Source organism: Streptomyces sp. SA15, from assembly GCF_002291145.1.
Lineage (GTDB): Bacteria > Actinomycetota > Actinomycetes > Streptomycetales > Streptomycetaceae > Streptomyces.
Window position 1 is genome coordinate 144,503 of the sequence record NZ_NTGE01000211.1, and the last position, 23,209, is coordinate 167,711.

The 23,209-nt window shown below is 70.8% G+C and carries 19 protein-coding genes and 1 pseudogene; 9 read left to right on the plus strand and 11 right to left on the minus strand.

Annotated elements, in window-relative coordinates:
- Positions 1 to 104: 104 nt before the first annotated feature.
- Together CLM62_RS45435 and leuA are read right to left on the minus strand one after the other, a co-directional pair.
- Entirely contained in the window at positions 105 to 800 is a 696-nt protein-coding gene (locus CLM62_RS45435; RefSeq protein ID WP_095755756.1) for a TerB family tellurite resistance protein, read from the minus strand.
- Between the two features lie 184 nt (positions 801 to 984).
- Positions 985 to 2,727, minus strand: a complete 1,743-nt coding sequence (gene leuA / locus CLM62_RS45440) for a 2-isopropylmalate synthase (protein WP_095755757.1) — start codon at positions 2,725 to 2,727, stop codon at positions 985 to 987.
- A 320-nt stretch (positions 2,728 to 3,047) separates the two neighbouring features.
- Here leuA and CLM62_RS45450 point away from each other — a divergent pair, with 320 nt between their 5' ends.
- The 4 genes and pseudogenes from CLM62_RS45450 to CLM62_RS45465 all read left to right on the plus strand — a co-directional run bounded on the left by CLM62_RS45450 (position 3,048) and on the right by CLM62_RS45465 (position 6,367).
- A complete protein-coding gene (locus CLM62_RS45450) occupies positions 3,048 to 4,118 on the plus strand; it encodes a M4 family metallopeptidase (protein WP_095755758.1) in 1,071 nt (356 codons plus the stop codon).
- Positions 4,119 to 4,139: 21 nt separating this feature from the next.
- Positions 4,140 to 4,406: a protealysin inhibitor emfourin gene (locus CLM62_RS45455; protein WP_095755759.1), complete on the plus strand. Its 267-nt coding sequence runs from the start codon at positions 4,140 to 4,142 to the stop codon at positions 4,404 to 4,406.
- 61 nt (positions 4,407 to 4,467) lie between these two features.
- On the plus strand, positions 4,468 to 5,808 hold the full coding sequence (locus tag CLM62_RS45460; RefSeq protein WP_095755760.1) for a GH1 family beta-glucosidase: 1,341 nt from the start codon (positions 4,468 to 4,470) through the stop codon (positions 5,806 to 5,808).
- Positions 5,805 to 6,367, plus strand: a pseudogene (locus CLM62_RS45465) (MFS transporter). The gene CLM62_RS45460 and the pseudogene CLM62_RS45465 overlap by 4 nt, the downstream one beginning before the upstream one ends.
- A 122-nt stretch (positions 6,368 to 6,489) precedes the next feature.
- Here CLM62_RS45465 and CLM62_RS45470 read toward each other — a convergent pair.
- Positions 6,490 to 7,344, minus strand: coding sequence for an NAD(P)-dependent oxidoreductase (locus CLM62_RS45470; protein ID WP_095755761.1), 855 nt, complete (start codon positions 7,342 to 7,344; stop codon positions 6,490 to 6,492).
- A gap of 119 nt (positions 7,345 to 7,463) precedes the next feature.
- Here CLM62_RS45470 and CLM62_RS45475 point away from each other — a divergent pair, with 119 nt between their 5' ends.
- The 4 genes from CLM62_RS45475 to CLM62_RS45490 are packed head-to-tail and all read left to right on the plus strand — an operon-like array spanning position 7,464 to position 16,008.
- Positions 7,464 to 8,327 (plus strand): helix-turn-helix transcriptional regulator, encoded by an 864-nt coding sequence (locus CLM62_RS45475; RefSeq protein ID WP_095755762.1) that lies wholly within the window; start codon positions 7,464 to 7,466, stop codon positions 8,325 to 8,327.
- 37 nt (positions 8,328 to 8,364) lie between these two features.
- Positions 8,365 to 9,861, plus strand: coding sequence for a hypothetical protein (locus CLM62_RS45480; RefSeq protein WP_143659276.1), 1,497 nt, complete (start codon positions 8,365 to 8,367; stop codon positions 9,859 to 9,861).
- Positions 9,858 to 14,999 (plus strand): tetratricopeptide repeat protein, encoded by a 5,142-nt coding sequence (locus CLM62_RS45485; protein ID WP_095755764.1) that lies wholly within the window; start codon positions 9,858 to 9,860, stop codon positions 14,997 to 14,999. The genes CLM62_RS45480 and CLM62_RS45485 overlap by 4 nt, the downstream gene beginning before the upstream one ends.
- 46 nt (positions 15,000 to 15,045) lie before the next feature.
- The gene (locus CLM62_RS45490) at positions 15,046 to 16,008 is read left to right on the plus strand and encodes a hypothetical protein (protein ID WP_143659277.1); all 963 of its coding nucleotides are present in this window, start codon (positions 15,046 to 15,048) and stop codon (positions 16,006 to 16,008) included.
- Between the two features lie 12 nt (positions 16,009 to 16,020).
- Here CLM62_RS45490 and era read toward each other — a convergent pair whose 3' ends face one another.
- Positions 16,021 to 16,989, minus strand: coding sequence for a GTPase Era (gene era, locus CLM62_RS45495; RefSeq protein ID WP_095755766.1), 969 nt, complete (start codon positions 16,987 to 16,989; stop codon positions 16,021 to 16,023).
- A gap of 183 nt (positions 16,990 to 17,172) precedes the next feature.
- On the opposite strand from era, the gene CLM62_RS45500 reads away from it, so the two are divergent.
- Positions 17,173 to 17,511: a P-II family nitrogen regulator gene (locus tag CLM62_RS45500; RefSeq protein ID WP_095755767.1), complete on the plus strand. Its 339-nt coding sequence runs from the start codon at positions 17,173 to 17,175 to the stop codon at positions 17,509 to 17,511.
- A gap of 29 nt (positions 17,512 to 17,540) precedes the next feature.
- Here CLM62_RS45500 and CLM62_RS45505 read toward each other — a convergent pair whose 3' ends face one another.
- From CLM62_RS45505 to CLM62_RS45535, 7 genes are all read right to left on the minus strand, one after another.
- On the minus strand, positions 17,541 to 18,017 hold the full coding sequence (locus CLM62_RS45505) for a hypothetical protein (RefSeq protein ID WP_095755768.1): 477 nt from the start codon (positions 18,015 to 18,017) through the stop codon (positions 17,541 to 17,543).
- 222 nt (positions 18,018 to 18,239) lie between these two features.
- Entirely contained in the window at positions 18,240 to 18,593 is a 354-nt protein-coding gene (locus CLM62_RS45510; protein WP_095755769.1) for a cytidine deaminase, read from the minus strand.
- Positions 18,594 to 18,649: 56 nt separating this feature from the next.
- Complete coding sequence (locus CLM62_RS45515; RefSeq protein ID WP_095755770.1) at positions 18,650 to 19,009, minus strand: MmcQ/YjbR family DNA-binding protein; 360 nt, start codon at positions 19,007 to 19,009, stop codon at positions 18,650 to 18,652.
- Positions 19,006 to 20,316, minus strand: coding sequence for a hemolysin family protein (locus CLM62_RS45520; RefSeq protein WP_095755771.1), 1,311 nt, complete (start codon positions 20,314 to 20,316; stop codon positions 19,006 to 19,008). The genes CLM62_RS45515 and CLM62_RS45520 overlap by 4 nt, the downstream gene beginning before the upstream one ends.
- Entirely contained in the window at positions 20,313 to 20,810 is a 498-nt protein-coding gene (gene ybeY, locus CLM62_RS45525; protein ID WP_095755772.1) for an rRNA maturation RNase YbeY, read from the minus strand. Before ybeY ends, CLM62_RS45520 begins: the two co-directional genes overlap by 4 nt.
- 13 nt (positions 20,811 to 20,823) lie before the next feature.
- The gene (locus CLM62_RS45530) at positions 20,824 to 21,891 is read right to left on the minus strand and encodes a PhoH family protein (RefSeq protein WP_095755773.1); all 1,068 of its coding nucleotides are present in this window, start codon (positions 21,889 to 21,891) and stop codon (positions 20,824 to 20,826) included.
- 143 nt (positions 21,892 to 22,034) lie between these two features.
- Entirely contained in the window at positions 22,035 to 23,159 is a 1,125-nt protein-coding gene (locus CLM62_RS45535; protein ID WP_095755801.1) for a carbohydrate kinase family protein, read from the minus strand.
- Positions 23,160 to 23,209 lie beyond the last annotated feature (50 nt).

Below are 23,209 nucleotides of genomic sequence, written 5' to 3' on the forward strand. Positions count from 1 at the left end.
GCTGCGATCGCGAACGCGGGGCCGGTGTTACGACGGCGTCCGCGGGCCGGTATTGCGACGGCGAACGCAGGGCCGGTGCTACGACCGCGAACGAGGGGCCGGTATTACGACGGCGTCCGCGCCGCCGCCAGCAGTCGGGTCACGTCGTCCGAGCAGATGGTCAGGGCGGCGCCCACGGTCGCGAGGACGTCCCGCTCGGCCGGGGTGTACGGCCCGTCGGCCAGGGCGATCCGCGCGCCCTGCAGCAGGATCGATTCGCGGCCGGCCGGGGCGAGGTGCGGGGCGAGCGGGTCCAGCGCCTCGTGCAGCTCTATGGCCAGCCCGGTTCCGCAGGGGCGGTCGTAGACCCGGCCGGTGTCCGCGGCGAGGGCATCGACCAGGGCGTCGAGCTGATCCTCGGTGCAGTCGTCGAAGCCGGCGGCGCGGACCGTGGCCGCGGCGGTCTCCAGGGACGTACGGGAGCAGGTGCCGCCCGCGGCGAGCACCGCGAGGGCGACCGTGTGGACGGCGTCGCGGAGCATCGCGGAGAAGCGGGTGGTGGTGGGGTGGTCGAGGACATCGGTGCCGAAGTGGTGGCGGCAGGCTGCGCACTCCACGACGGGACCGGTCTCGCCGCGCGGGACGACGGGCACGCTGAGGAAGGTGAAGCGGCGGCGGCCGGTCAGCCGCTGGTAGTTGCGGTCGCCCCCGCACCCGGGGCAGAAGAACTCGCCGTCGCCGACGGTCGTCCACGCGGTACGGGTGCCCAGGAGGCGCACAGGCCTGACGGCACGGCCGTTTCGTCCCCGTCCTGGCAGCACGTCGCACCTCCGTAACCACGCGGCAACATCGCCGCGCTTGCGTGATGTTAGCCACATCTGGGAGGCGTAGTCAGTACCCGCGACGAGACCTACCCGTGACCTGCACAGGGATTGGCCGGTATACGACGGGACCCCGCCCGCCGTGAATCGGCGAACGGGGTCTTCAAACCGCCGGTCAGGCTGGTCAGCGAGCCGCCCGGTTGACGGCGGAGACGACCGCCTTCAGCGAGGCGCGTGTCGTGTTCGCATCGATGCCGATGCCCCACAGAACCTTGCCGTCGATCGCGCATTCGATGTACGAGGCGGCCAGCGCGGAGGCACCCTCGCTCATCGTGTGCTCCTGGTAGTCCAGCAGGCGGGCGTCGATGCCGATGCCCTGCAGCGCGTGGAAGAACGCGGAGATCGGACCGTTGCCGGTGCCCACCAGGGTGGTCTCGACGCCGTCCACCTCGGCCTCGACGGTCAGCGTGTCGACGCCGTCCTTGTCCGTGGTCGACTGACCGTTCTTGACCTGAATACGCCCCCAGGGGTTGTCGGGGTTGGGCAGGTACTCGTCCTGGAAGGTCGCCCAGATGTCGTTGCCGGTGACCTCGCCGCCCTCGGCGTCCGTCTTCGCCTGGATGATCTTCGAGAACTCGATCTGCATCCGGCGCGGCAGGTCCAGCTTGTGGTCGTTCTTCAGGACGTACGCGATCCCGCCCTTGCCGGACTGCGAGTTGACCCGGATGACCGCCTCGTAGGAACGACCGACGTCCTTGGGGTCGATCGGCAGGTACGGCACCGCCCACTCGATGTCGTCGACGGTGACGCCCTTGGCGGCCGCGTCGGCCTCCATCGCGTCGAAGCCCTTCTTGATGGCGTCCTGGTGGGAGCCGGAGAAGGACGTGTAGACCAGGTCGCCCACGTACGGGTGGCGCGGGTGGACCTCCATCTGGTTGCAGTACTCCCACGTACGACGGATCTCGTCGATGTCGGAGAAGTCGATCTGCGGGTCGACACCCTGGGAGAACAGGTTCATGCCCAGGGTGACCAGGTCGACGTTGCCGGTGCGCTCGCCCTGCCCGAACAGACAGCCCTCGACGCGGTCGGCGCCGGCCATCAGGGCCAGCTCGGCCGCCGCGACGGCCGTACCGCGGTCGTTGTGCGGGTGGATGGACAGGCAGACGTGCTCGCGGCGGGACAGGTTGCGGCCCATCCACTCGAAGCGGTCGGCGTGCGTGGACGGCGTCGAACGCTCCACCGTGGCGGGCAGGTTGAGGATGATCTCGCGGTCCGGACCGGGCTGCCAGACGTCCATGACCGCCTCGCAGACCTCCAGCGCGAAGTCCAGCTCGGTGTCGGTGAAGATCTCGGGGCTGTACTGGTAGCCGAACGCTGTACCGCCGGCCTCGGGGCCCAGCAGATGCTTCTCCGCGTACTCCATCACCAGCCGCGTACCGTCCACGGCGATCTGCTTGATGTCGTCCTTGGAGCCGCGGAAGACCACGCGACGGAAGACGGGCGCGGTGGCGTTGTACAGGTGCACGGTGGCGCGCTTGGCGCCCTTCAGCGACTCCACGGTCCGCTCGATCAGGTCCTCGCGGGCCTGGGTCAGTACGGAGATGGTGACGTCGTCGGGGATGGCGCCCGGCTCCTCGATGATGGAGCGCACGAAGTCGAAGTCGGTCTGGCCGGAGGCGGGGAAGCCGACCTCGATCTCCTTGTAGCCCATCTTGACCAGCTGGTCGAACATCCGGCGCTTGCGCTCGGGCGACATCGGGTCGATCAGGGCCTGGTTGCCGTCGCGCAGGTCGGTGGAGAGCCAGCGGGGGGCGGCGGTGATCCGCTTCTGAGGCCAGGTGCGGTCGGGGATGTCGACCTGCTCGTACTGGCCGTACTTGTGGATCGGCATGCGGCTGGGCTGCTGGCGGTTCTGGCGCTTCGCCATAAGGCTTCGGGCTCCTCAGGATGTCCGGAAGGACGGCCGACGACGCAACGCCAAGCTCCGCGGGGAGGGAGTCGGCCTCGACTACAGGCCCTCGCCGCGGCAGCTAAGGAGAAGCAGCCCGAAACGCATGATGCTCCGTAGCGTAGCGGAGCCACTCCGGTTGCGCGGGTGCGTATCAGTATGCGGGACCGGAGGGATCAACGGGACAAAAAGTGCTCCATACCACTTTCGCACCCGTCTCCACCCCTCTTGTCCGCACATTTCACCAATCATGGTTGCGGGTAATGACAGCGGAATAACTCGGTGCAAGGGTGCCGGGCATGACGACCAACGGGGGCTTCGAGCCCGTCTTCTGCACCGTCGTACCGCCACACGTCCTCGACAAACTGGCACGGAACGACGACCCCGCACTCTCCGGTCCCGCCCGGCGCACCCTGATGCGCGACAGCGAGCTGCGCGGCCGTCGCCGCGTGACCACCGAGTTCCGCCTGGCCGCTGCCCCGACGGCGAAGGCACCGTCGGACCAGCCGCTGCGCACCATCTACGACGCCGAGCACAAGACCGACCTGCCCGGCACCAAGGTCCGCGGCGAGGGCACGGAACCCGGACAGGACGCCACGGTCAACCGCGCCTACTCCGGTCTCGGCGCCACCTTCGACCTCTTCCTCAAGGCCTACGGCCGCCACTCCATCGACGGCGACGGCCTGCCCCTGGACGCCACCGTCCACTACGACGAGAACTACGGCAACGCCTTCTGGAACGGCGAGCAGATGGTGTTCGGCGACGGCGACGGCGAGGTCTTCCTCGACTTCACCATCCCGATCGACGTCATCGGCCACGAACTCACCCACGGCGTCACCCAGTACACGGCCAACCTCACCTACTACGGCCAGCCCGGCGCCCTCAACGAGTCGATGTCCGACGTCTTCGGCGCGCTCATCAAGCAGTACACGCTCGGCCAGACCGCCGCCGAGGCCGACTGGCTGATCGGCGCGGGCCTGCTCGCCCCGAGCGTGACCGGCAAGGCCCTACGCTCCATGAAGGAGCCGGGCAGCGCGTACGACGACGACGTCCTCGGCAAGGACCCGCAGCCCGCGACCATGGACGACTACGTCCGCACCGGCCGCGACAACGGCGGCGTCCACATCAACTCCGGCATCCCCAACCACGCGTTCTACCTGGCCGCGACCGCCCTCGGCGGCTACGCCTGGGAGAAGGCCGGCCAGATCTGGTACGACGTCCTGACCGGCGGCGAGCTGACGGAGCGGGCGCTGTTCACCGACTTCGCCAAGCTGACGGTGAAGGCGGCGCGGGAGCGGTACGGCGACGGGGGCGAGGAGCTCCAGGCCGTGGAGAAGGCATGGGAGCAAGTCGGGGTGCGCATCCTCTGACTCCGTACTAGACAGGAACCCATGCGTATTCAGGTGAGGCGCACGGGCGGATTCGCGGGCATCGAGCGGCACGCCGAGGTGGACACCTCGGGGCGGCCCGATGCCCAGGAGTGGCACGCCCTGGCCGAAAGCGCGGTGGCGTCCGGCCGGGGCACGCCCCCCATCGGGGTGCCGGACGGCTTCAGCTACCAGATCACCGTGGACGGTAAGACGGTCTACGCGGCCGATCCCCGGCTCACGGACGAGCAGCGGAAGCTGATCTCGAAGGTCTTGAAGGAGGGCGCGTAAAAGGAGAGCGCGTAACTCGCTGTTCACGCCTGCCGGTTGACTTCCGTTACCGCCGATACGGATGATCCGGCGCATGGCGACGAACCCGATACCCGTACCTGAGCTCCCGGCGTTCCCCGACTTCCCCGACGGCTTCCTGTGGGGCGTCTCGACCTCGGCCCACCAGATCGAGGGCGCGGCGGACGAGCGCGAGCCGTCCGTCTGGGACGCCTTCACGGCCGAGCCCGGACGGGTGAAGGACGGCTCGACGGCGGCGGTGGCCTGCGACCACTACCACCGCTACCGCGAGGACGTGGCGCTCCTGGCCGACCTGGGCGTGGACGCGTACCGCTTCTCGATCTCCTGGCCGCGAGCGCGCTTCGAGGGCGGCCTCGACTTCTACGACCGCCTGGTGGACGAGCTGTGCGCGGCGGGCGTACGGCCGGTGCCGACGCTGTTCCACTGGGATCTGCCGGTCTCGCTGGACTGGCTCGACCGGGACACGGCGGCCCGCTTCGCCGAGTACGTGTCCGTGGTCGCCGAGCGCCTGGGCGACCGCGTCCAGAAGTGGATCACCATCAACGAACCCGCCGAACACACCCTGCTGGGCCACGCCCTCGGCACCCACGCGCCGGGCAAGCAGCTCCTGTTCGACGCGCTGCCCGCCGCCCACCACCAGCTGCTGGCCCACGGTCTCGCCGTACGGGCCCTGCGCGCGGTCGGCGCCACGGACATCGGGATCGCCAACTCGCACGGGCCGACCTGGCCGGCGTCGGAGGAACAGACGGATGTGGAGGCGGCGGACTTCTACGACGTACTGCTCAACCGGCTGTTCGCCGACCCGCTGCTGCTGGGCCGTTACCCGGAAGGCATCGGCGAGTTGATGCCCGGGGATGTCGAGTCGGACCTGAAGGTCATCTCCGAACCACTGGACTTCTACGGCATCAACTACTACGCGCCGACCCGCGTGGGCGCCCCACAGGGAACGGAGATCGAGTTCGGCGGGGTGACCATGCCCGCCGAACTGCCCTTCTCCGTACGGGAGATCGAGGGCGTGCCGACGACGGACTTCGGCTGGCCGGTGGTCCCCGAGGGCCTGACGGAGCTGCTCACCGGCTTCCGGGAGCGGTACGGAGACCGGCTGCCGCCCGTCGTCATCACCGAGAACGGCTGCAGTTACGAGGGCATCGACGACCAGGAGCGGATCGCCTACCTGGACGGCCACCTCCGCGCGCTGCACAAGGCGGTGGAGGCGGGGGTGGACGTACGCGGGTACTTCGTCTGGTCGCTGCTCGACAACTTCGAGTGGGCGGAGGGGTACGCGCGGCGGTTCGGGCTGGTGCATGTGGACTACGAGACGCTCGCCAGGACCCCGAAGGCGTCGTACGGCTGGCTGCGGGACGTGCTCCGGGCGCAGAGGTGACTACCGCCCGTCTTTCGGGCGCCCTCGCCGAACCCGTCGACCGGGTCGGCCGGGGCTGGACGGCGGCGCTGTCGCTGGCCAACGTGGCGATCTGGGTCGGCTGGTACGGCCCGCTGCAGATCCTGCTGGCCCAGCAGGCGGAGGACTTCGCGCCCGGCACCGGGATGTCGAAGGAGACGCTGCTGGCGTGGGTGACCGGCATCGGCGCGGTCGTGTCGCTGGCGGCGAACCCGTTCTTCGGCGCACTGTCGGACCGCACCACGGCCCGCTGGGGCCGCCGTACGCCATGGATCGTGGCCGGCGCGGCGGGCGGCGCACTGTCGGGGTGTTCATGTCGGTCGACTTCGCGCTGATGACGGACGTCCTGCCCGAGGCGCGGGACCGCGGGAAGGACCTCGGCGTCATCAACGTGGCCAACGCCCTGCCCCAGGTGGCAGCGCCCGCCCTCGCCGCGCCGATCGTCACCTACCTGGGCGGATACCGGGTGCTGTACGCGGTGGCGGCGGTGGCCTGGTTGGCGGGGGCGGTGCTGGTGGGGCGGATCAAGGGGATGGACTAGTCAGCCGCGGTTCGGAAACGCCCCCAAGGGGTGCGGGGCTGTATCGATATGCGGCTACCGCCGCGTGGGCGCGACCAGCCACAACGGCCCCGCAGACGCCCGACTACCATCGCGGCACCCCCTCAGAGCGCTCCTGCGTCCCGGGCCGCATAGACGCTCGGGTACAACGGCCGATACCCCAGCTCCCGGCGGATCCGCTCGGTGGAGGTGATCACCAACCACGGGTCAGGATCGGTACGCGCATACAGCTCGTCCGGCACCTCAACCCCGTTGAGCTGGTGCAGCTCAACCGCCGTAACAGGCGCATCGTCGGCGATGTTGTAGACACGGCCGGCGATCCCCGGCGCGTGCAGGATCCGCAGCAGCGCCTGGGCGACATCCGCGTGATGGCCCATCTGCAGCCGCTGCGTCGCCGCCCAGCTCCCCGCCCACATCAGGGACTGGGCGAGATGCGGATCGCCCTCGCCGTAGACGAACGGCAGCCGCCCGACGCGCACGTCCAGTCCCTCCAAGGCGAGCAGCTCCCGCTCGGCCGCTGCCTTGGACTCGGGGTAGGCGCCCCACATCGCCCCGCCGGGCCTGCTCTCGTCGTCCTCGGTCAGCGGGCGGCCCCGTCCGACGCCGTACACCAGGCCTGTACTGACCTGCACGAACCTCTGCACACCGGCGGCCACCGCGGCACGGCCCAGCTCCACGGCCGCGTCCCGGTTGACGGCCCACGCCTCCTCGTCCGGGACCCCGCGGAAGGAGGCCGCGACGTTCACGACCGCGTCCACCCCGGCGACCGCCTTGCCGAGCGCCTCGGCGTCCCGCAGATCCCCGACGACGACCTCGGCGCCCAGCCCCGCGAGCGGCTCGCCCCGGGCCGCATCGCGCACCAGCACCCGCACCCGCTCCCCGGGCCGGGCCTGCGCCAGCAGCCTCGGCACGAAGCGCCGGCCGACCTGACCCGTCGTCCCTGTCACCAATGTCAGCATGATCTGCTCCTCTCGTCGCCGACCACCCTCGAACGGAGCCGGTACGAGCGGGAGAGACCCGTGGATCAGGGGATCGGCAGTCCCTGGATAAGCCGGGCGGTGTACAGGAGCCTGGAGGGGTGAACCGAGCCGAACTCGCCGACTTCCTGCGCCGCGGCCGTGGCCGCCTCAACCCGGCCGACGTGGGCCTCACGGCCGGCGCCCGCCGCCGTACGCCGGGGCTGCGCCGGGAGGAGGTGGCGGCGCTGACCGGGATGTCGGTGGACTACTACACGCGTCTGGAGCAGTCCCGCGGCCCGCGCCCGTCCCGCCAGATGCTGACGGCGCTGGCCCGCGCCCTGCGGCTCACGGACGACGAACGCGACCACCTCTTCCACCTCGTGGGCGAGGAGCCCCCGCGCCGCGAGCCCACGACGGCGCATGTGCGCCCGGGCCTGCTGCTGCTCCTGGACCGGCTGTACGACTGCCCCGCGCAGGTGGTCACGGACTGCGGTGACGTGCTGGCGCAGAACGCGATGGCGCGGGCGCTCGTCGGGGACGTCTTCGCACGCCCGCCCCGGGAACGCAACCTGACCCGTCTGTTCTTCCTGGACCCGGCGGCGCGCGACCTGTTCCCGCCCGAGGACCGGCCGCGGCATGCACGCGACCACGTGGCGAGCCTGCGGGCGGTGGCGGCCGCACGTCCCGACGACCCGCATCCGGCCGCGCTGGTGGCCGAACTGCGCGCGGCCAGCGAGGAGTTCGCGCGGCTGTGGGACAAGCACGAGGTGTCGCTGCGCCGCCCGTCGACGAAGCGCTTCCGGCATCCCTCGGTGGGCCTGCTGGAGCTGGAGTGCGAGGTCCTGCTCAGCCACGAGCACCATCACCTGCTGATCGTCCACACGGCCTGCCCGGGCACGGAGTCCTACGAGCGCCTCCAACTGCTGCGGGTGGTGGGCCTGCAGGACATGTCCCCCAGCGGGAGTGGGGCGGGCCGGGACTGAACGGCCGGGGCACCGACCGCCGTCCAGCCTTACCCTCTTGTCACTGTTTGCTCATGTGGCTCCGCTGGGCATCACCTGCCTGCTAGACAGTTCGCACGGCGAACCGGGGGGCGGCGCGGTGCGGAACAACACGGTCGAGGACCTGGTGGTGGTCGTCCCGGGGATCATGGGCAGTCGCCTGGCGGTGGCGGGACGCGAGGTGTGGAGTCCCTCGCCCGGGGCGGTGTGGGAGGTCATCAGGACGTTCGCGGGCTCGGTGCGGGACCTCGGGCTGCCGAAGGACATCGGCGACGACCATCCCGGGGACGGCGTCGAGCCGGTCGGGCTGTTCGGCTCACTGCACGCGTTACCCGGGGTGTGGCCGCTGATCGCCGGGTACGACGGCCTGCTCGAGTGGCTGCGGGGGACGTTCACGCTGCGGGAGACGACGCCCGACGCGCCGGGGAACCTGGTGGAATTCGCCTATGACTGGCGTCTGTCGTGCCGCTACAACGCCCGCCTCCTGCACCGCCGGATCGACGAGGCGCTGGGCCGGTGGCGGGCATCGGCCCCCGGGCGCGCGAACGCGCAGGTGCGGCTGATCTGCCATTCGATGGGCGGCTTGGTGGGCCGCTACTACGTCGAGTGCCTGGGCGGCGCGGAGGTCACCCGCACTCTGATCACCCTGGGCACGCCGCACCGGGGCTCGATCGGCGCGCTGGACTCCCTGGTGAGCGGTCACCGTATCGGCGGGCGGGGACCGAGGGTGGGCATCCTGACGGACTTCGCCCGCAGCCTCCCCTCCTTGCACCAGCTCATCCCCGACTACGCCTGCCTGGAGGGCCCCGCCGGGCTGGTGTACCCCCGTGAGGTCGCCGGTGGCCTGCCGGGGGTGGACCCGCACCTCATGCGGGACGCGGGCGACTTCCACACGGAGATCCGTACGGCCGCCGAGGCCCGGGTCGAGCAAGGCGGCAGCGACCAGCTGTGCCTGCCCGTGGTGGGGGTACGTCAGCCGACTCCGACGACCGCCGCCCTGGACGGTGAGCGGCTACGGCTGTGCGAAACCATCGAGGGCGTGGAGGAGGGCGGCGATGGGCGCGTACCACGGTTCGCGGCCTACCCCGCCGAGGTCTCCCTGGAGAGTGCGGCCGTCGGGGAGTCCTACGCCACGCACGGTGCCCTCAAGGCCCACAAGGAGGTACGCAGGGACCTGCTCAAGTATCTGTCCCCCAAGCCACGGGTCTGGCGTGGAGCCGAGCCCGCCTACCCGATGAGCGTGCGCGTTCCGGATCAGGTGCCCGCCGGCGAGCCGCTGACCGTACGGGCGGAAGCCGCCACGGCTCGGGAAGGAGCGGACGAACTGGCCGTCCAGGCGCTGCTGAAGGGCCCGAATCGCTTCAAGCAGCAGCGCACGCTGCGCAATCTCGGCGACGGCCGCTACGGAGGCCGGTTCACGGACCTCGCCCCAGGGCCGTACAGCGTCACGGTGCACGCGGTGGCGGACGACGCGGACAGTGGGGTGACGGTGCTGGTCCTGGTGGGGGACGTATGAGCAGCTTTCCCAACGACCCACAGGCCGCCACGGGCACGTTCCTGGCCGTCGTGTACCAGGCCTACGACGATCCGCGCTTCCAGCCCCTGGACGGCGCGGTCGGACAGATCGACGATCTGGCCGGTGCGCTGGGCCCCTTCGGCTTCCGGCCGACCGTGCTGGCCGATCTGGGGCAGCGAGCCCTGTCCGACGAACTCACCGACTGGGCCGGGGCATGGAAGACGGACGGAGGCCACGGGCCTGCCGTGGCGGCCTGGTCGGGGCACGGCGAGATCACCCGTCAGGGCGAACTGCGTCTGGTGACCCGCGCGACGAGGGATCTCCGGGACGCGGAGCAGTACTTCACGGCCGAACGCCTCGCGGGCCGTGCGCTGTCGGCCGGGGCCGACCAGATCCTGATCCTGTTGGACACGTGCTACGCCGGTGCGGGTGCCCCGGCCGCCCTGGAAGAGGCGTTGAACGCCATGGCCGAACGGACTCTGCCGGAGCCCCGCCGGGCCTGGCTGGGTATCCTCGCCGCCTGCCAGGCCCACGAGCCGGCCGAAGGGGCCCGGGGCCTCCTGCTGGAGACGGTGCTGCGGGTGCTGCGCCACGGCCCGGCGCGGGGCAGCGCGCGTCTCGAGGGCGGGTACCGGCACGAGTGGAGCGTGCGCAACCAGGGCATCAGCGGCGAGACACTGGCGCTGGCCGTGATGGAGGACTGGCCCGACAGCGGACAGATCCCCGTACGGGCCTCGGCCGGCCGCCCCGAACGCATCTTCCGCAACCCGCTCTGGCGCCCGAACGCGGGCGAGGCCCTCGTGGAACACCTGGTCCTCGCGGCGAAGGGGATCGACCCCACGGAGGAGGGCTGGTTCTTCACCGGCCGCAACCGGATCCTGCGGGAGATCACGGACTGGCTGGCGGAGGGGAAGGCGGGCCTGCTGCTGCTGACGGGCAGCGCGGGCTCGGGCAAGTCCGCGGTGGCGGGACGTATCGCCGCTCTGTCCCACGCGGAGGAACGCCGAGCCCTTTTCGTCCATGCTCCTCTGGGCGACGACGATCCGGACCCGGGTGAGGGCAGTGTCGAGGCGGCTCTGCACCTGCGGGGCATGCACGTGCAGGACCTTGCCGAGGCGCTGGCCGAGCAGCTGGGTCTGCCCGCGCCGGAGACGCCGGCCGGTCTGATCGCCGAACTGGAGGGCCTGGAGGCCCGCGGTGCACGCCGCCACGTTCTGGTGCTGGACGGCCTGGACGAGGCTGCCCCCGACCAGGCCGGTCCGATCGCCGACCGGCTCCTCGTCCCCCTGAGCCGGTTGTGCACCGTACTTCTGGCCTCGCGCGACCGCCCGTTCCAGCCCCACCGCGAGCCCGGCGAAACCCTGAACGCGGCACTGACCCGCACCATCGGAGCCACAGTGCGCGTGCTGGACCTCGACGAGGAGGAGGACACCACCGAGGACATCGCCGCGTATGTACGCCGACGGCTGGTGGCCGACGACATTCCTGAGGGCACGGCCGACGACATCGCTCCCGTAGTGGCCGAACGAGCCGTCGGCAGCAAGGGCGGATTCCTCTTCGCCCGTATCGTCGCCTCCGCGCTGGCCCGCCATCTCGCCTCGGATCCCACCCGGTCCTGGCGCGAGCAGATCCCGGAGGGCATCACCGACGCCCTCGACCGCGACCTCGCGGCCGGCGCGGTGCGGCACCGCGACGGCCACCGGGTGCCGCACGCGGCCGACGACCTGCTGACCGCTCTGGCCTGGGCGGCCGGCAACGGCATGCCCGCGCACGGTGTGTGGGAGACGGTGGCGAAAGCCGTGAGCCGGGACGGTACGGCCTACGGGCCCGAGGACATCGACTGGGTACTGGCGCACTACGGCCGGTACATCGTGGAGGACAGCGACGGGCAGCAGGCCGTGTACCGGCTCTATCACCGGGAGCTCGTCGCTCATCTCCAGAGCTTCGGGGCGAGAGATCTGCCGGAGGGCAGGACACCGGCTCCGTGGGCCGTCATCGATGCGCTCGTGGCGCTCGTCCTGCGGCAGACCGGGGGTGGGAGGCAGCCGGAGGAGGCGAACGGCTATCTGCGGCGGCACCTGGCGGATCACGCCCTGCCGGCGGCGAACGTCGGGATCGCCGTGCTGAGGAAACTCGTGGCGGTCAATTCCGCCGCGTATGTTCCCGTTCTCGCGTCCGCGTTGCACGCTCTCTCCGTGTACTGCCGGCTGGCCGGACTGCCTCTGGACTCGGTAGAGCTGGCCGACGAGGCCGTTCGCATCCACCGTGAGCTCGCCCACGACAACCCCTCAGCCCACCGGCCCGACCTGGCGGCCTCGCTCAACAACCTCGCAGCCCAGCTTGGGGAGGCCGGGCGGCGGGACGAAGCCCTGGAAGCGGCCCGGGAAGCCGTCCGCATCCGCCGCGAACTCGCCCACGACAACCCCTCAGCCCACCGGCCCGACCTGGCGATCTCACTCAACACTCTGTCCAGTCGCGCATCGGACGTCGGACGCCTGGACGAGGCCCTGGAACCGGTCCAGGAAGCCACCTCCCTCTACCGCGAACTCGCCCGCGACAACCCCGCCGCCCACACCCCCTATCTGGCGGCCACACTCAACAATCTCGCCAGACAGCTCTCGGAAGCGGGGCGGCGGGAAGAAGCGGTGCACATCGTCGAGGAAGCCACCTCCCTCTACCGCGAACTCGCCATGACCAGTTCGGCCGCCCATCTGCCCGACCTCGCGGCGTCACTCAACAACCTCGCAGCGCAACGGGCGGAAGTCGGACAACGGGAGGAAGCCGTGGCGCCCGCCCAGGAAGCCGCCTTCCTCTACCGGGAATTCGCGCGTACCAGTCCGGCTGCCTACCAACCGAAGCTGGCGATGGCCCTCAGCAACCTCTCCAACCGGCTGAGGGCGGTGGGGCGGCGGCAGGAAGCCGTGGCGCCGGCCCAGGAAGCCGTCCGCATCCGTCGCCAACTGGCACACGACAACCCCGCCACCCACACCCCCGGCCTCGCCTACTCGCTGAACAACCTCGCGCTGCGGCTGGCAGCGGTCGGACGACGTGAGGAGGCCGTGGACCTGGCTGAAGAAGCCGTCCGCATCCGCCGCGAACTCGCACACGACAACCCAGCCGCCCACCTCTCCAGCCTCGCGGTTTCGCTCAACAACCTCGCCCTGCGGCTGGGGGAGGTCGGACGGCGGCAGGAAGCCGTGGACCTGGCTGAAGAAGCCGTCGGCATCCGCCGCGAGCTGGCCCGGGACAACCCCGCCGCCCACACACCCGGCCTGGCGGACACGCTCGACACCCTGGCCCTGCGGCTGGCAGCCGTCGGGCGGCGTGAGGAGGCCGTGGACCTGGCCGAAGAAGCCGTCCGCCTCCGCCGCGACCTCACCCGCAAGAACCCGGCCGCCCACACCCCCGGCCTGGCAGACTCGCTCAACACGCTCGCCCTGCGGCTGGGGGATGTCGGACGGTGGGGCGATGCCATGGAACTGGCCCAGGAAGCCGCTTCCCTTTACCACGACCTCGCTCGCAAGAACCGCGCAGCCCACCTCCCCGACCTCGCCATGGCACTCACCAACCTCGCCCGGGGGCTGGGGAACGTCGGACGGCCGGAGGAAGCGATGGAACCGGCCCAGGAAGCCGTCCGCCTCCGCCGCGAACTCGCACACGACAACCCAGCCGCCTACCGCCCCAAGCTCGCCTTGGCGCTCAACAACCTCGCCAGCCAACTGTCAGCGGTCGGGCGGCTCGAGGAAGCCATCGAACCGGCCGAAGAGGCCGTCCGCATCTACCGCGAACTCGCCCATGCCGGCCCCGACGCCTTCCTGCCCGGACTCGCCATGGCACTCAACAACCTCGGAGTGCACCTGGCGGCGGTCGAACGGAGGGAGGAAGCCGTCGAACCGGCGGAAGAGGCCGTCCGCATCCGCCGCGATCTCACCCGCGCCAACCCCGCCGCCCACGCACCCGACCTCGCCGACTCACTCGTCCACCTCGCGCGTCGACTGGTCGAGAGCGGACAGGAGGAACAGGCCCGGCGGAGGTACGAGGAGACGATCGACGCCTTCAGAGCCCAACCGCCTGTCGCCGCGCGACTCTCCTACGATTTCGCCGTATTCCTCCTGGGCCGCGAAGCTCACGGCGCGGCCGTGCACCTCCTGTGCTCGCTCGTCGCCTGCCCCGAACCCGACGACGCGCCGATCGTCGTCCGGTCCCACCAGCTCCTCCGCCAGGCAACGAGGTCCCACCCCGATCAGCGTGCGACCGTGGTGCGCCTGTGCGGCGACGGGGACCACGCACCGGAGTGGCTGGAGGTCACGGATGCGGCACTGGAACTGACGCATGCCTGGCTCGCCGCCCCGACCTGGGAGGACTCCCGTGTCTTTCTGCACGCCCATCCCGGTCTGCTCGACGGCGAAGCCGTACCGGCGCTACGGGAATGGGCGTTGCTCGACACGACTGCCGACCTCCACACGGAGCTGCTGGAGCACATCGCGGGCGGCACGCCGATCGACACGGCGTACCGTCCGCTGATCCTGCAGGACTGCCTCAAGCGGTGGTTCCGAAGCAGCGCCGAAGGAACCGACTGGGCCGGCTCGGCGGCCTGCCTGACAGCGCATGCCACCGACCTCCTCACGCCGGACGCCGCCCTGGTACTGGCCGACGCGACGGCATCCGGGCCCGGCATGGATCTGCTGGTCCAGGTGCACCGGGCCATCCTGGCGCTGGCCACCCGGGACGGAATCGAAGCCGCCTACCGCCTCGTCATGGACCGGCGGGCGTTTCTGGGAGGTGTGCGGGACGCGGTGAGCGCCGCGGATGGAGAAGTCCTTGGGTGGCTCGCGGTGATCGAGGAGGGTGTGTTCGGGGCACCGTGGGCATCCGCCGTGCACCGGCTGACCGCGCAGGCCCTGTCGGACGGGTCCGAGGGCTTCGACGGGTCGGACGGGTCCGACGGATCCGACGGCCAGGCGGCCTCCGCCCCCGCGGCCGTCCTCGCCACCGCGGCCCAGCAGCGGGAGCCCAGCGCGGAGGAGCGCAACCTCGCCGTGTCCGAGATCGCCGCGCTGCTCGCCGTCCGCCCCGACCGGGCCGCCGCGCTGAGCCCTGTGCTCAGTGCGGCGTTGGCCACGCCTCCGGCCGGGTGATGGGGGAAGATGATCCACGCATCGTGGCACAACCGGGGAGGACATGATGCGTGACAGCGGTTGGGGACTCGAACTGGTCTGCGCCTGCTACCTGTTGATCGTCTACATCACCAGCCGAGGCCTGATCGCCGCCCCGCGCTACCGTCTGCTGCTGGCACGTCTGCGCGACTGCCGCGCCAGGGCGACGGCCCTGGCCGCCCTCCACGATGACGATCCGGCCCGGAAAGCGGCTCTCACCGCCGTGACGACCCGGCTCGACGACCTCGAACGGGGCGGCACGGTGGTCTGGCGGCTGAACTCCCGTTTCGGGGTGATCGCGATCCCGCTGTCGAAGCTGGCCGCCGCATGGCGGGCCCTGCACGTCGCGGAACGTCGGCTGCTCGGCGTCGAGCCTCCGACAGAGGCCCTCGCCCAGCGCCAGTGGCTGCTGCACCGGCTCGCTGCCTCCTCAGACCCCGCCGACACCGAGCTGGCCGAGAAACTCGCCGCGGAACCGGCCGCTGATCCGGACACGCCCGAGGCGCGTGCCCTCCTGCTCGCCGCCGCCCAACACGTCCACGACCTGGAGGACAGCGTCTCCGAGCAGGACTACGAACAACAGCGCATCGCCCTCTGGCTGGCCACGATCGGCCTCGGCTCGGTCCTGTTGATCGGCACCGTGCTGGACCACCGGGAGACGATGCTCCTCGGTGCGCTGGGTGGCTTCCTGTCACCGGCCATCGGAGTGATGCGCTCGCAGCGGCCGTCGTCCTGGGGCGTGCTCGTCCTCGCACCGGTCGGCGGCGCGCTCGCCGCGGTCGGCGGCCTCCTGCTGGTCCGCATGCTCGCCGACCCCGAGCTGAACCTGCTCGGCCAGGTGTTCCTGGAGAACTCCTGGGGCGCACCCGAGCGTCCGATCGCCCTGGCCATGGCCCTGCTGTTCGGATTCTCCGGCACGCTGTTCTCCCGGCTCGCCCTCACGGCCACCGGGCAGCTGACAGCGTCCGCCCCGCCACTCCGCCCCGTCTGACGCGCCGGAGAGTCAGAACCCCAGCCTCCGCAACTGCTTGGGATCCCGCTGCCAGTCCTTCGCCACCTTCACATGCAGGTCGAGGAACACCGGCGTCCCCAGCAGCGCCTCGATCTGCTTACGGGACTTGATGCCGACGTCCTTCAGCCGCTTGCCCTTGGGGCCGATGATGATCCCCTTCTGGCTGGGCCGCTCGATGAAGAGGTTGGCGTGGATGTCGAGGAGCGGCTTGTCCGCCGGCCGGTCCTCGCGGGGCAGCATCTCCTCCACCACGACCGCGATGGAGTGGGGAAGCTCGTCGCGTACGCCCTCCAGGGCCGCCTCGCGAATCAGCTCCGCGATCATGACCTGCTCGGGCTCGTCCGTCAGATCACCCTCGGGGTAGAGGGCCGGGCCCTCCGGGAGGAGCGGGACCAGCAGGTCCGCCAGCAGGCTCACCTGCTTGTCCCCGACCGCCGACACCGGGACGATCTCCGCCCACTCGAAGCCCAGTTCCTTGCCCAGCTGGTCGATCGCGATCAGCTGCTCGGCGAGGGTCTTGGAGTCCACCAGGTCCGTCTTCGTGACGATCGCGACCTTGGGGGTCTTCCGGATACTCGCCAGCTCCTTGGCGATGAAGCGGTCGCCGGGACCCAGCTTCTCGTTCGCCGGCAGACAGAAGCCGATGACGTCCACCTCTGCCCAGGTCGTCCGCACCACGTCGTTCAGCCGCTCACCCAGCAGCGTGCGCGGCTTGTGCAGACCCGGGGTGTCCACCAGGATCAGCTGCGCGTCCGGGCGGTGCACGATCCCCCGTACCGTGTGCCGCGTCGTCTGCGGCTGATTCGCCGTGATCGCCACCTTCTGCCCGACGAGAGCGTTCGTGAGGGTGGACTTGCCCGCGTTGGGGCGGCCGACGAAACAGGCGAAGCCCGCCCGGTGGACGGCCTCCGACGATTCCGACGGCTCGGATGACTGGCTGCGAACGCTCATGGCGCCCATTCTCCCTGATCCACAGAGCCCCGCCGTACAACAGACCGACCGTGCCCCTCGCCGCGCGGAGCGGGAGCACACCGGCCCGGACCTTACGGAGCACGCCGAGACCGTCATACGATCACGGCGTCCTGGGCCACGGCGCCCGTCACCGCCTCCCCGTCCCCTCCCCCCAGAAGGTCAAGACCAGGCATGAAGCTCATCACCGCGATCGTCAAGCCGTACCGCCTCGACGAGATCAAGACCGCCCTCCAGGAACTCGGCGTGCACGGCCTGACCGTGACCGAGGCCAGTGGCTACGGCCGTCAGCGCGGCCACACCGAGGTGTACCGCGGCGCCGAGTACCAGGTCGACCTGGTCCCCAAGGTCCGTATCGAGGTCGTCGTCGAGGACGCCGACTCGGACGCCGTCATCGACGCGCTCGTCAAGGCCGCGCAGACGGGGAAGATCGGGGACGGGAAGGTGTGGGTGCTGCCGGTGGAGACGGTCGTACGGGTGCGGACGGGCGAGCGCGGCCCCTACGCGCTGTAGGCGACGCCGGGACCGCGCGCGTCAGGACGTCAGTCGAACACGAACGGGCCCGGCGACTGCGGTCCGGTCGCCGTGCAGGTGATGGTGATCCCGATGACGGTCATGCGCAGGGAACCACCGAACGCCTCCAGGCTGTCCCCGGAGGCGACGGTCCCGGCGAGCGGGCCGACGGTGACGGGGTCGCCGGCGGCCATGGCCGGGTTCTCGGTGCCGGTGAACGCGGTGGTGCCGCCGCCCGCCGTCACCAGCGTGAGCGTCGACGAGATCGAGTCCTCCCCCAGCGCGATCGGCGCGGTGATCGCGGAGGAGTTGACGGTGATCGTGGCGGCGGTGCCGTCCTGCGTCGCCGTCAGCGTGGCCTCGCCGCCGCCGAAGGTGCCGCAGTCGGCGGTGATCGTCGCGGTGTCCGGGGTGACGGCCACGGCGGTGGGGGCGAGGGCGAGTCCGGCGATCGCGAGGGCGCCGACGGCGAGTGCCGCACCTGATGTCGTTCGCTTGTGTCTCATGGGATCCGATTCCCTTCCCAGGATTGCCATGTGGGGATGGACGGGAGAGGAAAGCTCCGACGGACGACTGCCTCGCGGGCGCGGTGCGGAGCGCCGGGCGAGGCACGAATCTGACGACCCGTCGGAACTACCGATTCCATTGATGCGCGAGTGCCGACAGCTGACAAGGGCTGTTTTTGCCCACGGTTCGGCCGGAGGCCGAAAGCGGATCCCCCAGGAACCTCAGTCCGCCGTGACCGTCAGCCGTACCACCCCGTCCGGCCCGGCCACCAGCACCGGCGTCCCCGGCCCCCCAAGGTCCCGTACCGCAGCGCGGTCCTCGGCCGAAACCTCCTCCGCCTCGGTCACCACCGCCGCCGCCTCCAACGACTTCGCCCCCGAAGCCACCGCCATCGCCACCGCCGTACGCAACGCGCTCAGGCGCAGCGACTCAAGGGCAACGGTCCCGGCGACATACGTACGGCCCGTCTCGTCCCGCACGGCCGCCCCCTCCGGCACACCGTTACGGGCCCGGGCGGAACGGGCCAGAGTGATGATCTTGCGGTCCTCGGGGTCAAGCGCGCTGCTGTCGGTCATGCCCCGAGCATACGTAGCCGCACTCCCGGAGGTCCCAGGGGTGTCCCGCGCCGCCCTCAGGGCCGGTCGAGGCGGAGCCGCTCGGCCCTCGGCAGGCCCGCCACCACCAGGTCGTACGAGTCCTCGATGAGCTCGCGGACCAGCCGGTCCGGGAGGTCGCCGTCTACCGTCACCGTGTTCCAGTGGCGCTTGTTCATGTGCCAGCCAGGGATGATCAGGCCGGGGTGCTCGCCGCGCAGGCGGATCGCGTCCTCCGGGGCGCACTTGAGGTTGATCGTGAGCGGGCGGGCGTCCAGGTTCGTGAGGGCGAAGAGTTTGCCCTGGACCTTGAAGACCGAGGTCTCCGGGTTGAACGGGAAGTCCTCCACGGCCGCGTTGAAGGACAGGCAGAACGCGCGCAGCTCCTGCGGGGTCACTCCGCCTCCTTGTCCTCGTCCTCCGGCGGATCCAGCTGGCCCACCGGCTCCACCAGCACCGTCACGATCTTGTTCCGGCGGCCCGCCGCGGCCTCCGCCGTCAGGCGCAGCTCCCGGCCGTCCGGGAGGCCGACCGCCGACGAGGCGCCGGCGATCGGGACCCGGCCAAGGGCTTTGGCGAGCAGGCCGCCGACCGTCTCCACGTCCTCGTCGTCGTACTCCTCCAGGCCGTACAGCTCGCCGAGGTCGGTGATGTCGAGGCGGGCGGTGACCCGGTAGCGGTCCTCCCCGAGGTCCTCGACGGGCGGCAGCTCGCGGTCGTACTCGTCGGTGATCTCTCCGACGATCTCCTCGAGGATGTCCTCGATGGTGACGATGCCGGCCGTGCCGCCGTACTCGTCGATGACGACGGCGACGTGGTTGCGGTCCTGCTGCATCTCGCGCAGCAGGTCGCCGGCGTTCTTGGTGTCGGGGACGAAGGCGGCCGGGCGCATGGCCGTCGACACCAGTTCGGACTCCGCGTCGCGGCTGATGTGCGTCTTGCGGACCAGGTCCTTCAGGTACACGATCCCGACGACGTCGTCCTCGTTCTCGCCGGTCACCGGGATGCGGGAGAAGCCGGAGCGCAGGGCGAGGGTGAGGGCCTGGCGGATGGTCTTGTAGCGCTCGATGACGACGAGGTCGGTCCTCGGGACCATCACCTCCCGTACGAGCGTGTCGCCCAGCTCGAAGACCGAGTGCACCATGCGGCGCTCCTCGTCCTCGATCAGGGACTCGGCCTCGGCGAGGTCGACCAGCGCGCGCAGCTCCGCCTCGGAGGCGAACGGGCCGCGGCGGAAGCCCTTGCCGGGGGTCAGCGCGTTGCCGATGAGGATGAGGAGGGAGGGGATCGGGCCCATGACACGGGCCAGCGGCAGCAGGATGTACGCGGCCGCCGTCGCCGTGTTCAGCGGGTGCTGGCGGCCGATGGTGCGCGGGGAGACGCCGACCGCGACGTACGACACCAGGACCATGACCCCGATCGCGATCAGAAGGGCCTCGGTGGTGCCGGCGAACTCCTGGAGGCAGGCGTAGGTGATGAGGGCGGCCGCCGCCATCTCGCAGGCGACGCGGACCAGCAGCGCCACGTTGAGGTAGCGGGTCGGGTCGGCGGCGACCTGGGCCAGCTTGGCGCTGCCCCGGCGGCCGGTGCGTACGGCTTCCTCGGCGCGGAAGCTGGAGACGCGCGCGAGGCCCGCCTCCGCGCAGGCGGCGAGCCACGCGACGACGACCAGGGCGATCGCGCCCGAGACGAGGGTCGGGCTCATGACACGGTCGGGGCCGGGGACGGGCCGGTCAGGCCCTTCTCCGCACGCCAGCCGTCCACGATGGCCGCCTGGAGGCCGAACATCTCGGCCTTCTCGTCCGGCTCCTCGTGGTCGTAGCCCAGCAGGTGCAGCACTCCATGGACGGTCAGGAGCTGGAGCTCCTCGTCCATGGAGTGCTGCGTGGGCGCTTCCGTCCCCTGCTTGGCGGCGACCTCGGGGCAGAGCACGATGTCGCCGAGGAGCCCCTGCGGGGGTTCGGCGTCGTCCTTGGACGGCGGGCGCAGCTCGTCCATGGGGAAGGACATGACATCGGTCGGGCCGGGCAGGTCCATCCACTGGATGTGCAGCTGTTCCATGGCGTCGGCGTCCACGACGATCACCGAGAGCTCGGAGAGCGGGTGGATGCGCATCCGCGCGAGCGCGTAGCGGGCGATGTCGAGGATCGCCTGCTCGTCGACCTCGGTTCCGGACTCGTTGTTGACGTCGATCGACATGGTGGTGCTCGGTCTACTTCCCCTTGTGCCCGGACTTGCCCCGGCCCTTGTGCGTGCCGTTCTGGGTGCCGTGCTTGTTGTCGTACTCCTCGTATGCGTCGACGATACGGCCGACCAGCTTGTGCCGTACGACATCGTGGGACGACAGCCGGGAGAAGTGGACGTCGTCCAGGCCCTCCAGGATGTCCTGGACCTGGCGCAGACCCGAATGGGTGCCGGTCGGCAGGTCGACCTGCGTCACGTCGCCCGTGATCACGATCTTCGAGTCGAAGCCGAGGCGGGTGAGGAACATCTTCATCTGCTCGGGGCTGGTGTTCTGGGCCTCGTCCAGGATGATGAAGGCGTCATTGAGGGTGCGGCCTCGCATGTAGGCGAGGGGTGCGACCTCGATGGTTCCCGCCGCCATCAGCCTCGGGATCGAGTCCGGGTCCAGCATGTCGTGCAGCGCGTCGTACAGCGGGCGCAGGTACGGGTCGATCTTCTCGTAGAGCGTGCCGGGCAGGAAGCCCAGGCGCTCGCCCGCCTCCACCGCCGGACGGGTCAGGATGATGCGGTTGACCTGCTTGGACTGCAGGGCCTGCACCGCCTTGGCCATGGCGAGGTAGGTCTTGCCGGTTCCGGCGGGGCCGATGCCGAAGACGATCGTGTGCTTGTCGATGGCGTCGACGTACCGCTTCTGGTTGAGGGTCTTGGGGCGGATCGTGCGGCCGCGCGAGGACAGGATGTTCTGCGTGAGCACCTGGGCCGGGGTCTCCTGGCCGTCGCTCTCCCCGTTCTCGCTCGCCTTCAGCATGGCGATCGAGCGTTCCACTGCGTCCTCCGTCATCGGCTGCCCGGTGCGGAGCACCAGCATCATCTCGTCGAACACGCGCGAAATGAGGGCGACTTCCGTGGGTTCGCCGACCGCGCTGATCTCGTTGCCCCGGACGTGGATGTCGGCCGCCGGGAAGGCCTTCTCGATCACGCGCAGGAGGGAGTCGCCGGACCCCAGCACGGTCACCATGGGGTGCTGGGCGGGGACGGTGAACTGCACTCTCGCCTGCCCCTGCGCGGGTGTGTGAGCTGTGGATGTCTGAGTCATGGGCCGGCTCTGTAGGCCTTGCTCGTCCTCCTCGATCGACTCCCCCGCCACTGGGGGCTTGGTGATTTCCAGAGTACGCCGGGGGACTGACAACGCCGTAGGCCTTTTCATGGCCTCCTCACGCCGGACTTCTCACGGCCTCCTCAGGCCGACCTGCGGAACCCGATCGTCGGCACCGCCCGCCTGAGCGGCCACGGCCGCGCCGCCTCCTCCTGCGGTACCAGTCCCGCCAGGAACGCGTACCGCCTGAGGGCCGCCGGATCCTGCTGGTCCAGGGACTGGACCTTGCGCCACCACGCGCCGATCTCGGACCAACCCGGCGCCGACAGTGACCCCCCGAACTCCTGGACGGAGAGCGCGGCCGTCAGGCCCGCGAAGGCCAGGCGGTCGGCCAGCGGCCAGCCGGCCAGCGTGCCGGTGACGAAGCCCGCCACGAAGACGTCCCCCGCGCCGGTCGGGTCGAGGGCCTCTACGGCGATGGCCGGTACCGAGGCGGCCTCGCCGGTCTGCCGGTCCACCGCGTACGCGCCCTCCGCGCCGAGGGTGACCACCGCGAGCGGTACGTGCTCGGTGAGCGCGTGTGCGGCGGCGCGCGGGCAGGTCGCGCCCGTGTAGCGCATCGCCTCCTCCGCGTTCGGCAGGAACGCCTCGCAGTGGGCGAGGTCGGCCAGACTCGCCAGGTCCCACGCCCCGGTGTCGTCCCAGCCGACGTCGGCGAAGACCCGGGCGCCCTTGCTCGCGGCCTGGGCGATCCAGGGGGCGCTGGTGCCGGGCGTGAGGGAGGCGATGGCGGCACGCGCGCGTGGGGGGCAGTCGGGCGCGGGCTCCTCCGGGGGCGGCTCGTGGCCGTGCGAGACCATCGTGCGCTCGCCCTCGTACGCCATGGAGACGGTGACCGGGGAGTGCCAGCCGGGGACCGTGCGGGACGGGGCGAGATCGATGCCCTCGCCGGTCTCCAGCGCGTCCCAGCAGTAGTCGCCGTAGTGGTCGTCGCCGAACGCGGCCGCCAGCGAGGTTCTCAGGCCGAGCCTCGCCAGCGCGGTCGCCATGTTGGCCACGCCGCCGGGGCTCGACCCCATCCCGCGCGCCCAGGACTCGGTCCCGCGCACCGGGGCGGAGTCGAGCCCGGTGAAGATGATGTCCAGGAAGACCGTGCCCGTGAGATACACGTCCCAGGGCGGATCGTCCGGCCTGCGCAGGGCGGCCAGCGGGTCGACCTGGGGCCGGTTGCGGTGGTCCTCTCCGAGGGATGCGGTGGACGCGATCACGGTGCGCTCCCATGACGTGGTGCCGATCAGGTCAGTCTGCACCACACCAC

Bases quoted from the DNA above. Each gene is read 5' to 3' on its own strand.
- CLM62_RS45490 (WP_143659277.1), top strand. From the start codon at position 15,046: ATGCGTGACAGCGGTTGGGGACTCGAACTGGTCTGCGCCTGCTACCTG.
- CLM62_RS45530 (WP_095755773.1), bottom strand. From the start codon at position 21,891: ATGACTCAGACATCCACAGCTCACACACCCGCGCAGGGGCAGGCGAGA.
- CLM62_RS45520 (WP_095755771.1), bottom strand. From the start codon at position 20,316: ATGAGCCCGACCCTCGTCTCGGGCGCGATCGCCCTGGTCGTCGTCGCG.
- CLM62_RS45510 (WP_095755769.1), bottom strand. From the start codon at position 18,593: ATGACCGACAGCAGCGCGCTTGACCCCGAGGACCGCAAGATCATCACT.
- leuA (WP_095755757.1), bottom strand. From the start codon at position 2,727: ATGGCGAAGCGCCAGAACCGCCAGCAGCCCAGCCGCATGCCGATCCAC.
- CLM62_RS45455 (WP_095755759.1), top strand. From the start codon at position 4,140: ATGCGTATTCAGGTGAGGCGCACGGGCGGATTCGCGGGCATCGAGCGG.
- CLM62_RS45460 (WP_095755760.1), top strand. From the start codon at position 4,468: ATGATCCGGCGCATGGCGACGAACCCGATACCCGTACCTGAGCTCCCG.
- era (WP_095755766.1), bottom strand. From the start codon at position 16,989: ATGGGCGCCATGAGCGTTCGCAGCCAGTCATCCGAGCCGTCGGAATCG.
- CLM62_RS45485 (WP_095755764.1), top strand. From the start codon at position 9,858: ATGAGCAGCTTTCCCAACGACCCACAGGCCGCCACGGGCACGTTCCTG.
- ybeY (WP_095755772.1), bottom strand. From the start codon at position 20,810: ATGTCGATCGACGTCAACAACGAGTCCGGAACCGAGGTCGACGAGCAG.
- CLM62_RS45500 (WP_095755767.1), top strand. From the start codon at position 17,173: ATGAAGCTCATCACCGCGATCGTCAAGCCGTACCGCCTCGACGAGATC.
- CLM62_RS45505 (WP_095755768.1), bottom strand. From the start codon at position 18,017: ATGAGACACAAGCGAACGACATCAGGTGCGGCACTCGCCGTCGGCGCC.
- CLM62_RS45470 (WP_095755761.1), bottom strand. From the start codon at position 7,344: ATGCTGACATTGGTGACAGGGACGACGGGTCAGGTCGGCCGGCGCTTC.
- CLM62_RS45450 (WP_095755758.1), top strand. From the start codon at position 3,048: ATGACGACCAACGGGGGCTTCGAGCCCGTCTTCTGCACCGTCGTACCG.